Source organism: Duncaniella freteri (assembly GCF_004766125.1).
Taxonomy (GTDB): Bacteria; Bacteroidota; Bacteroidia; order Bacteroidales; family Muribaculaceae; genus Duncaniella; species Duncaniella freteri.
This window is the reverse complement of record NZ_SJSA01000002.1, coordinates 288144-299428: the sequence shown is the minus strand read 5'-3', so window position 1 is coordinate 299428 and position 11285 is coordinate 288144. Positions and strand designations below refer to the sequence as shown.

Genomic DNA, 11285 nt, shown 5'->3' with positions numbered 1-11285 from the left:
TCATGACAAAAACCATCACTTTCAACGACCTGCGCCGCATCAAGGACAGTCTGCCCGATGGATCGATCCGCCAGATTGCTGACCGGCTGAATGTCACTCCCCAGACTGTGCGCAACTATTTCGGCGGCACCAATTACGAGTTTGGAAAGAACTGTGGAGTCCACATAGAGCCAGGACCTGACGGAGGCATCGTGGTACTTGACGATACCACAATCTACGATATGGCTGTGGAGATTCTTCAGGGCCTAAATAAAGAGGCGTAACCCATACTGCGGGAAATCACGTCTCTTCTTTTTTCATTACACGGGAGGACAAAAAGTAATGGTTAAAACCAACTTTTTGCCCTCCTGTCCGTTAAATCTATTATATCGATAATTATTAACAGAATGCTCTCAGACCGACTCATCACCGTAGCCATACACACTTATGAGCGTGCCCACCGCCTCAAATCCATCCTCGAAAGGGAAGGCATATCCGTCACGCTCCATAATGTGAATCTGACCAACCCCTCGATATCATCAGGCGTGAGAGTGCGCATTAAAGAATGCGACCTGCCACAAGCCCTAAGAATTATCGAGAACATAGAGATTCTGACTCAGTCCTATTCTGTCGAATCAGGCGACAGTCAGAAAGGCACGATACTGGTTCCTGTGGATTATTCCGAGAATTCACTCAAAGCAGCACTTGTGGCATTCCGTATGGCATCGGCTCTGAACACAAATATCCATATATTGCACTCCTATATCGGACCGTCATTCTCAAGACAGGCAGTTATGCAGCTATCCGATTCACTAACATTCGACAATCACACCGATCCTACAGGAGAGATCGAAGCGGACAAGAGCATAGCAGGCATAGCCAACAAGTCGATGAAAAATTTTGAGGAGAAACTGCGCGACAAAATACGTTCCGGCGTGATACCTGGAGTGCCGTTCTCAACAGAGACCACCGAAGGTCTTCCTGAAGAAGCTGTTGACGACTACCTGTCGGCCCACAAGAACATACTTACTGTCATGGGGACACACGGAGCCGACAACCACAACAGAAACATTGTAGGAAGCGTCACAGCCGAGGTGCTCGACAGCTGCAGAACCTCAGTCCTCACAATCCCTGAAAACTGCACATGGGCATCATCAGGAATGCCTGTACACACGGTGTTCTTCACCACACTATCCCAAGAGGACATACTTGCGCTCGACACCTTATACCGACTGTTTCCCGAATGCACACTCAATATCACATTGGTGGCACTCCCTCCAAGCCGATTCTCCAAGCCACAGCCCGATGATCTTGACCGTCTGCTGAAATATTGCCGCAACAATTATCCGGCATTCTCTTTCAAGGCATCCCCACTTTCCCTCGCCAATCCGGTAGAGGATTTCGAGATGATAACAACAGCCCACCAGGTAGACATGATAGCAGTCGGAAGCCGAAGAAAAAACATATTCTCACGCCTGTTCAACCCAACACTTGCCCACAGGCTACTGTTTCATGCCGATATCCCGCTGATGTCCATACCTGTAAAAGGATAAGAGATTTAATATTGATTCTTCATCCATTTTTTCGTAACTTTGCCGGAAAGTTTCAACTATTGACAACAATAAACTGACAACCCCATGAGCGACCAGCGTTACAACCTGCGTGGAGTATCCGCATCCAAAGAAGATGTACACAACGCCATAAAAAATGTCGACAAAGGCATTTTCCCCCAAGCTTTCTGCAAAATAATACCCGATATCCTCGGGGGAGATCCTGAATGGTGCAACATCATGCATGCTGACGGAGCCGGCACCAAATCATCACTCGCTTATGCCTATTGGCGAGAGACCGGCGACTTGAGTGTATGGAAAGGAATCGCCCAGGATGCTATCGTAATGAACACCGACGACCTTCTCTGTGTGGGTGCCACCGACAATATTCTCGTGTCATCGACAATAGGACGAAATAAGAACCTCATTCCAGGAGAGGTCATATCAGCCATCATCAACGGCACTGAGGATCTCCTTGCTCAGCTCCGGGAAATGGGTGTGGGCATATATTCCACCGGAGGAGAGACTGCCGATGTCGGCGATCTCGTGCGCACTATCATCGTCGATTCGACAGTGACATGCCGTATGCGCCGCGCCGATGTAATCAACAATGCAAACATCAAAGACGGTGATGTGATAGTAGGTCTCGCTTCATTCGGGCAAGCCACATACGAAGACCGATATAACGGAGGTATGGGAAGCAACGGACTCACATCAGCGCGTCATGATGTTTTCGCAAAATATCTTGCTGAAAAATATCCGGAAACTTTCGATGCCGCAGTTCCCGATGAACTCGTCTATTCCGGATCAAAGCACCTGTCAGACCCAGTGCCAGGCACCAAGCTTACAGCCGGACAGCTTGTCCTCTCCCCTACCCGGACATATGCACCTGTCATAAAAAAACTCCTCACAGAGATGCGTCCAGCCATAGACGGCATGATACACTGCACAGGAGGAGCCCAGACCAAAGTGATGCACTTTGTCAACAACAAACATGTAATAAAGGATAATCTTTTCCCAATTCCCCCGCTCTTCGACCTCATACAGAAAGAGAGCGGCACACCGTGGAGCGAAATGTTCAAAGTGTTCAACATGGGACATCGAATGGAAATCTATGTGGCACCCGAACACGCTCAGGAAGTCATCGACATCTCCAGAAGCTTCAACATTGATGCCCGCATAGTCGGACGCGTTGAGGACGCTCAGTCCAACCGTCTCACTATCACAACCGAAGCCGGGACCTTCGAGTACTAACCCATAGGACGGCAGCATGAAACGTATATGAAATGCTGCCGCCCCCTACTCTCTTCTCTACACAATGAAACGATCCCTCACCATCCTACCGACAATTGCAACAGCTCTGATACTCATATGTGGTGCCATCTCATGCCACAACGGCAAACAGTGGCAAAAAAAGCAAGAAACAACTTTCCACAAGATACCAGACACCCTTCATGTAGTCACACTCTACAGCCCTGCATCCTATTTCATATACAAAGGGCAAGAAATGGGCTATGACTACGAACTGATCACGGCAATTGCTATAGACCGCGGACTGACCCTGAAAGTCAATATCGCCCCTTCGCTATCCCGAGCCATCGAGATGCTTGATTCAGGCAAGGTCGACCTTATCGCATATGAGGTTCCCATCACAGCCGAGTATAAAGAGAAAGTCGTAGCCTGCGGCCCTGAGAACATCACTACCCAGGTGCTTGTACAGCCCAAACTCGGTGAAGAAGAACTGATAACAGATGTCACGGATCTTGTAGGCAAAGATGTGTATGTCGAGGCTGACTCAAAATATGAGGCCCGAATGAACAATCTCAACCAGGAACTTGGAGGAGGCATCCGTATACATCCTGTCAGCAGGGATACAATGATCACTGAGGATCTCATAGCCATGGTAAGTGAAGGCAAGATACCGTTGACGGTAGTAGACAGCGATATCGCCCTAATCAATAAGACGTATTACAATGATCTCGATATCAACATGCCTTTGAGCTTCGAACAGAGATCAGGATGGGCTGTTGCTCCCGACAAGAAATGGCTCGGTGACAGCATCGATGCATGGCTTAACACAGATGTCAACCGAGGAGAGCAGGCGCGCCTTCTGAAACGGTATTTTGAATTAAGCAAGAATGAATCCGGCACCAAGTTCGTATCCACAGCCGGAAGGGTCTCCCCTTTCGACCATCTGTTCAAACGTTATGCAAACAAATACAATTGGGACTGGAAGCTACTCGCATCACAGGCATATGTGGAGAGCAAATTCGACTCCACGGCCGTATCATGGGCGGGCGCGCGTGGACTCATGCAGATAATGCCACGCACAGCAAAGGGATACGGACAGACTGCCAAAAGCGTTATGAAGAATGATGTGGCAGTTGAGACATCACTGAAATTGCTCAACGACCTTGACAAACAGCTCGCCAAACGTGTTCCGGATGAACAGGAGAGAAAAAAGTTTGTCATAGCATCCTACAATTCAGGCCTCGCCCACGTGCTTGATGCAATAGCACTCGCCGACAAATACGGACTCGATCCTCAGAAATGGGACGATAACGTCGCAAAGGCGATACTATGGAAATCCAATCCTCGCTACTATAAAGATCCGGTAGTCAAATTCGGATACTCGCGAGGCAGAGAGACTTTCGACTATGTCAACCGCGTATATTCATATTATGCCAAATCAAAAGTTCACGGTTAGAAGAAATAATTAATCTCCACTAATTAAAAATACATTTCTAATGAAAAAACGTTTAATTCCGGTGGCTCTTGTAGCCGCAATCTCAATCCCAGTGTTCACATCCTGTATCGGAAGTTTCGCTCTCACTAACAAGCTTCTTTCATGGAACAGATCAATCGGCAGCAAGATTGTCAACGAACTCGTATTCATCGGTTTCTGGATTCTTCCTGTGTATGAGGTTTCCGCACTTGCCGACGTACTTGTGATCAACTCGATTGAATTCTGGAGCGGCTCGAATCCTATGGCATCAGGCAAAAAAGTCATTGACGGTCAGGACGGCCGCTATATCGTGGAATGTGACGGCAAAGGCTACACCATCACTTCTGAGAACGACGGATCCGAAGTGCGTCTTGATTTCGACATGGCACAACAGACATGGTCAGTAGCCATGCCTTCAGGCGAAAGCATGGAATTCATGACATTTGTCGATGACAGCCACGTGAAGATGCCTACTGCCGATGGAAAAGGTATGGTAGTGGAGCTCTCCGACGACGGACTGCTCGCATATCGTGCTCAAGCAGACAACTCATTGTGGGCTGCCCGATAATCCGCAATATACCACGCTATCAGCCCACCATGGTGGTGCTGATAGCTATTCTTTATCTCACCCTCTTTCCACAGCCTTTAGGCGACGAAGGTATACATATGTTTGAGGGTGCAGACAAAGTGGTACACTTCATAATGTTCGGAGGCCTCACAGGGACATTCTTATTTGATCGTTGGCGCATGGAACGCCCACTAAGCATGGGAGCAGCTCTCTTAGTGGCACTAATTTCAACCATTATCGGTGCCGCTGTCGAATACCTGCAATATGCCATGCAATTGGGACGCACGGGAAACGACTTATTCGACGCGCTTGCCAACACGCTTGGAGCCTTCACAGCTGTCCCAGCGTGCCGATGGCTACATTGGATCAACGTCGTAATAGACAATCGCACCTGACAACCGTCCGGCATTAGTCATCTCTATCCTCACATCATTAAGCAACTGCTTTACTTTAGAGATCGAGGCATTCGTCTCGACCTTAAGCATTATGCGGCGTATGTATAGAGTCTGTACTCTCGCCACGGTCGGTTCTTCAGGTCCTGATATACGATTGCCGAGCAGGGTCCTCAGTTTTGAAGCAAGGTCATTGGCTATCGATCCCACCGCCACAGGATCTTTATGCTTTATATATATATATATCACGCGCACAAACGGAGGATAATTGAATCTGCGACGCTCATCTATCTCATTGGCATAGAATCCGTGATAATCGTGAGAGAGCAGAAACCTAAATAATGGATGGGACGGACTATAGGTCTGAATAGCGACCTTACCTTCCGAATTCTTCCTGCCAGCACGTCCTGCCACTTGTTCTATCATATTAAAAGCCCTTTCAGCCGAACGGAAATCAGGGAAATTGATTATCGCATCTGCATTAACCACACCCACCACACTGACATTCCCGAAGTCAAGCCCTTTTGTCACCATCTGTGTACCCACAAGAATCTGCGACTTACCACGAGAGAAATCCTCTATAATATTCTCGTAACTGTCCTTATTCCTTGTGGTATCAAGATCAAGACGTGCAATGGCAACTCCAGGGAAACAGGAATCAACCTCCTCCTCGATACGTTCCGTGCCATAACCAAGCACCTCAATCCCAGGTTCCTTGCAGGCCGGGCATACATCAGGAACCGCATAAGGAGTGCCGCAATAATGACATAGCAGTTTGTCGATACGTCGATGATAAGTGAGCGATACGTCACAATGATCGCACTTTGGCACAAAGCCACACATCTTGCAACGTGCCACCGGAGCATAACCACGCCTGTTAAGGAAAAGTATCGACTGCATACCACGACCCAATGCACCGGAAACATCCTCGCGCAACTCATCAGAGAATATCCCCTTGACTTCACCCTTCTTCCTGGCAAGTGTCATATCGACAAGACGCATTTCCGGCAACTGTCCCCCCTCGTATCTTTCCAACAACTCCACAAGTCCATATCTTCCATTCACAGCTTTCCAGAATGTCTCCACCGAAGGGGTAGCACTACCCAAAAGTGTCTTCGCCCCATGCATAGAAGCAAGCACCACAGCGGCATCTCTGGCATTATATCTTGGAGCCGGGTCCTGTTGCTTATAAGCAGATTCATGCTCCTCATCCACTATGACAAGCCCCAGAGAACCGAATGGCAGGAACACTGATGATCTCGCACCGATAACCACACACGGAGACGGATCATCAAGAAGCCTGTTCCATATCTCCACACGTTCATTATCGGAAAATCGGGAATGGTATATCAGCACCTTGTCGCCAAACACCCTCTGCAACCGAGATGTCAACTGAGTTGTCAAAGCGATCTCGGGCACAAGATACAAGGCCTGTCGGCCACGACGCATCACATAATCAATAAGATGGATATAAAGTTCGGTCTTACCGCTCGACGTAACTCCATGAAGGAGTGTTATATCCTTTTCAAGCCATGATTTATGCACCTTGTCAAGAGCGGCACCCTGAATATCAGTTAGTTTAGGAAGCCCCCCTCCGGACACACCAAAATAGGAAAACCGGCTCACCTTGCGAGTATACACTTCCACTATCCCTTTTTTTGCCATAGCGGCTATTACAGTAGAAGTCGCCCCCGAACGCTCCATCAGAGCGGTGCGAGTCACCTCATTCAGCTCGGCAAGACCCTGCCTCATGAATCCTGACAGTTCTATGAGAGCAAGAAGTGCGGACTCCTGTTTAGAACCTTTCTTCACCGCATCGAATGCGGCATGTAGCGCATCACTGTCACCACGAGCAGCCGAAAGCCTGACATAAGTCTCTTTACGAGCATGGTATCGTTCCACAAGATTCTCTGAGACCATCACGGCATTACGTGCAAGGAGAGAATTCACAACAGGACCGACAGTAGTGATTCCGGTTTTTCGTGCGAGCGAGTCAAGCGACACTCGTTTTTCTCCGGTAGCAAGTAATCCTTCAAGCAGAGCAAGCTCCCTGGTGGAAAGTCTGTAATTCTCATCCTCCTCAAATCCAGGGACAGGAGATATGAACGTCTCACTCTCTATCTTAAGTCCGGCGGGGACAGCCGCCTTGTACACCTCTCCAGGTGTACAAAGATAATAATCAGCAACCCAATTCCAGAATTTCAGTTGCGGATGGCGCACTATCGGACGGTCATCGATACGCATTGCAATCTCCTTGACTTCATAACCTATTGGCTCAAGCGGAGTCAACGCACTGACAATCCCGGTATAGGATTTTCTTCTGCCGAAAGGCACTATAACCCTATGCCCCACTCCCAATGAATTCTCCATTTCGGCAGGCACACGATACGTAAAAGTCCCTGCAATCGGGACCGGCAAGAGGATTTCGGCATATAACATACCCCAAATTTAGTAAAAATCCTCCATAAATGAAAATAAAGTCGATCTCTAAAAATGCAGAACACAAAAAAGACAAAAGCATCAAATGAAACCGTTGAATACAGCCCATTTTGATGCTTTTGTCCTAATTTTCTATATTTTCAGAAAAAAGAATTATCGTATAAACAAGAGCTCTCGATACTTGGGCAATGGCCACATCTCATTGTCGACCAATAGTTCAAGCTTATCGATATGATAACGGATAGTCTCAAGGCACGGAGCTACATGAAGAGAATAAGCTATAGCCTTTTCTCTCTCATTTTCAATCCGGTTAGCATCCTTGCGGGAATTTACCATCTTAGCTACTTCCTCCTTTATCACAGAGCAATGCCCCATAATCTTCTCTACTGTCACTGCATCCTGCGATGAAAGCTCAACCCCTTTATTGCCTGGGAAAAGATCACGTATCTTCACCATATTGTCAAGAAGGATTGAGAGATATCGTGTTGCCACTGGCACTATATGGTTGATAGCAATGTCACCGAGCACACGAGCCTCTATCTGAACTTTCTTAGTATACATCTCCCATTTGACCTCATTGCGGGCCTCAAGCTCAACATGAGTCATCACACCGGTCTTACTGAACATCTCCACTGACGACGGACGCAGATATGCGTCAAATATCAACGCCGGATTGGTCTCACAGTCGAGACCTCGCCTGGACGCTTCCTCTTTCCACTCATCGGAATATCCATTGCCGTCGAAATGAATCGGTTCGGAGTACAGAAGCAGACTCTTGATTTCGGCAAGAAGGGCATGCTGTAGCTCCTCACCTGCTTCAAGACGAGAATCAACTTTCGATTTAAAGTCGGTAAGCTGCTCAGCCATAGCAGCATTAAGTGCAATCATAGCTGAGGCACAATTGGCACTTGACCCTACAGCACGAAACTCAAAACGGTTACCGGTAAATGCAAATGGCGATGTACGATTACGGTCAGTATTGTCAATCATCAGTTCAGGAATCTGCGCTACGCCGAGATTAATCTCATCTTTACCTGAAAGCTCGATAAGTTCATCCTTATCGGAATTCTTAATCTTGTTGAGCACCTCGGCAAGCTGTGTCCCCGTGAATATCGAGATGATTGCAGGTGGAGCCTCATTGGCACCAAGGCGATGGCAATTGGTAGCCGACATTATGGACGCCTTCAGAAGACCGTTATGGCGATGCACTGCTGCCATAACATTTGCCACAAAGGTTATAAATTGAAGATTTTCAATAGGGGTCTTGCCTGGAGCAAAAAGAAGTGTACCTGTATCAGTGCCAAGACTCCAGTTGTTATGCTTGCCGGAACCGTTGATTCCCGCAAACGGTTTCTCATGCAGAAGCACCCGGAAATTATGACGCCGCGCCACCTCATTCATCACCGACATAAGAAGCATATTGTGGTCATTGGCAAGATTTGTCTCCTCGAATATCGGGGCAAGTTCGAACTGATTGGGAGCAACCTCGTTGTGGCGTGTCTTACAAGGTATGCCGAGTTTGTGAGCCTCTATTTCAAGATCGAGCATAAATGCCTCTACCCTCCTGGGGATTGCTCCGAAATAATGGTCCTCAAGCTGTTGATTCTTAGCCGACTCATGCCCCATCAGAGTGCGCCCGGTGAGCACAAGATCCGGACGTGCCGTATAGAGAGCCTCATCCACAAGAAAATACTCCTGTTCCCAACCGAGATTTGAGATCACATGTTGTACATCCTGATCAAAATAACGAGCCACGGCTGTTCCTGCTTTATCCACAGCCGACAGGGCTCGCAACAATGGGGTCTTGTAGTCAAGCGATTCTCCTGTATAAGATATAAAGATGGTGGGGATACACAATGTATTGTCAATGATAAAAGCAGGCGAGGATATATCCCATGCCGAATAACCTCGTGCCTCAAACGTGTTGCGTATACCACCATTTGGGAAACTTGACGCATCAGGCTCCTGCTGTACGAGCAGTTTTCCGGAGAATTTCTCTACCATGCCCCCTTTTCCGTCATGCTCAACGAAACTATCGTGCTTCTCAGCCGTAGTCTCAGTCAAAGGCTGAAACCAATGGGTGTAATGGCGTACACCATTGTCAATAGCCCACTGCTTCATACCTGCCGCAACACTGTCAGCCAAGCTGCGCGACAATGGCTCCTTGTTGTCTATGGCATAAATCAACGCTTTGTAAGTCTCAATCGGAAGATACTCAAACATCTTTTTCCTATTGAAAACCTTGCTGGCGTAGTACTCCTGCGGACGCTCCTTAGGAATTTCCACAGTAACCGGCTTGCGATTGGATGCCTCCTCAACGACTTTGAATCTTAAACTTGACATAAAGACGTAAGTTTTTGTTTATATATGATAATGATTTGTTTTCTATTTGTTTGACTCCATAAGGCGAGCCATTGCTTTAATGGTATTCTCTCGGGTATTAAACGCAGTGAGCCGGAAATATCCCTCACCTGACGGTCCGAATCCGCTTCCAGGAGTGCCAACTATGTGGAACTCCTCAAGCAGATAATCGAAAAACTCCCAAGATGTCATTCCCTCTGGAGTTCTGATCCATATATATGGGGAATTAACACCTCCTACACATTCATATCCTGCATCAAGGAGGCTCTTCCGCATTATATCGGCATTCCCGAGATAATAATCTATTGTCTCACGTAACTGACGCTGCCCATCCTCGCTATAAAGAGCTTCTGCTCCACGCTGGGTCAGATAGCTTGCTCCGTTAAACTTGGTGGTCTGTCGGCGTCGCCACAATTGATTCAATGACACTTTCTCTCCATCAGCCCCATATCCCAAAAGAGTCTTGGGAACAACAGTATAGCCCAGACGAATACCGGTAAATCCAGCTGTCTTTGAGAAACTTCTGAACTCTATAGCGACATCCTTTGCTCCCTCAATCTCATAGATAGAGTGTGGCACATCATCCTCTCGTATAAATGCTTCATAGGCTGCATCAAATAGCAATAATGCACCTTTTTCCCTGCAATACCTCACCCATTTTGCCAGTTCGCCACGCGTAAGAGTGGTTCCTGTCGGATTATTAGGATAGCATAAATATATCATATCAGGCTCTTCTGATGGAAGGTCAGGTGAGAAGCCATTCTCTGCAGTACATGGGAGGTATTCTATCTCACTCCATCGTCCGTCGGACATAAGCGAGCCAGCTCTCCCAGCCATGACATTGGTATCTATATACACCGGATATACCGGATCGGTCACTGCAACACGGTTGGCAGTGGAAAGTATGTCACCTATATTTCCGGTGTCGCTCTTGGCTCCATCGCTTATGAAAATCTCGTCATTCGCGATATCTATGCCACGACGGCGGTAATCACACTCGACAATTCTGGATATGAGGAATTCATATCCCTGCTCAGGACCATAACCATGGAACGATTGTGCACGAGACTCATCGTCCACTGCCTTGTGAAGAGCATCGGTAACTATAGGACACAGCGGACGTGTCACATCTCCGATGCCCATGCGTATCACCTCGGCTTCAGGATGAGCCTCCATAAAAACCTTTACTTTACGAGCTACCTCACTGAACAGATAGGAGGACGGCAATTTGATAAAATTATCATTAATCCTGACCATATTATTTTTAGAAT

At 47.5% G+C, this 11285-nt stretch carries 9 protein-coding genes; 6 read left to right on the top strand and 3 right to left on the bottom strand.

All coding sequences use genetic code 11. The annotated features are described in order from the left end of the window. The first annotated feature begins 2 nt into the window (after positions 1–2). The 6 genes from EZ315_RS11245 to EZ315_RS11220 all read left to right on the top strand — a co-directional run bounded on the left by EZ315_RS11245 (position 3) and on the right by EZ315_RS11220 (position 5217). Positions 3–263 carry a helix-turn-helix domain-containing protein gene (locus tag EZ315_RS11245; RefSeq protein WP_135472163.1) on the top strand — a complete coding sequence of 87 codons (261 nt, stop codon included), beginning with the start codon at positions 3–5 and terminating at the stop codon, positions 261–263. A 123-nt stretch (positions 264–386) separates the two neighbouring features. Continuing rightward, positions 387–1532 (top strand): universal stress protein, encoded by a 1146-nt coding sequence (locus EZ315_RS11240; RefSeq protein ID WP_135472162.1) that lies wholly within the window; start codon positions 387–389, stop codon positions 1530–1532. Between the two features lie 84 nt (positions 1533–1616). Further along, entirely contained in the window at positions 1617–2783 is a 1167-nt protein-coding gene (locus EZ315_RS11235; protein ID WP_135472161.1) for an AIR synthase related protein, read from the top strand. A gap of 64 nt (positions 2784–2847) precedes the next feature. Then, positions 2848–4236, top strand: a complete 1389-nt coding sequence (locus EZ315_RS11230; RefSeq protein ID WP_135472160.1) for an MltF family protein — start codon at positions 2848–2850, stop codon at positions 4234–4236. Between the two features lie 40 nt (positions 4237–4276). Next, entirely contained in the window at positions 4277–4822 is a 546-nt protein-coding gene (locus EZ315_RS11225) for a DUF3332 domain-containing protein (protein ID WP_135472159.1), read from the top strand. Then, positions 4807–5217: a VanZ family protein gene (locus EZ315_RS11220; RefSeq protein ID WP_135472158.1), complete on the top strand. Its 411-nt coding sequence runs from the start codon at positions 4807–4809 to the stop codon at positions 5215–5217. The genes EZ315_RS11225 and EZ315_RS11220 overlap by 16 nt, the downstream gene beginning before the upstream one ends. On the opposite strand, the gene priA is transcribed toward EZ315_RS11220, so the two are convergent. From priA to EZ315_RS11205, 3 genes are all read right to left on the bottom strand, one after another. Next, on the bottom strand, positions 5179–7653 hold the full coding sequence (gene priA / locus EZ315_RS11215) for a replication restart helicase PriA (protein WP_135472157.1): 2475 nt from the start codon (positions 7651–7653) through the stop codon (positions 5179–5181). The genes EZ315_RS11220 and priA overlap by 39 nt on opposite strands. Positions 7654–7806: 153 nt before the next feature. Next, on the bottom strand, positions 7807–9996 hold the full coding sequence (locus EZ315_RS11210; protein ID WP_135472156.1) for a glutamine synthetase III family protein: 2190 nt from the start codon (positions 9994–9996) through the stop codon (positions 7807–7809). Positions 9997–10038: 42 nt separating this feature from the next. Continuing rightward, positions 10039–11271: an LL-diaminopimelate aminotransferase gene (locus EZ315_RS11205; protein WP_135472155.1), complete on the bottom strand. Its 1233-nt coding sequence runs from the start codon at positions 11269–11271 to the stop codon at positions 10039–10041. Positions 11272–11285 lie beyond the last annotated feature (14 nt).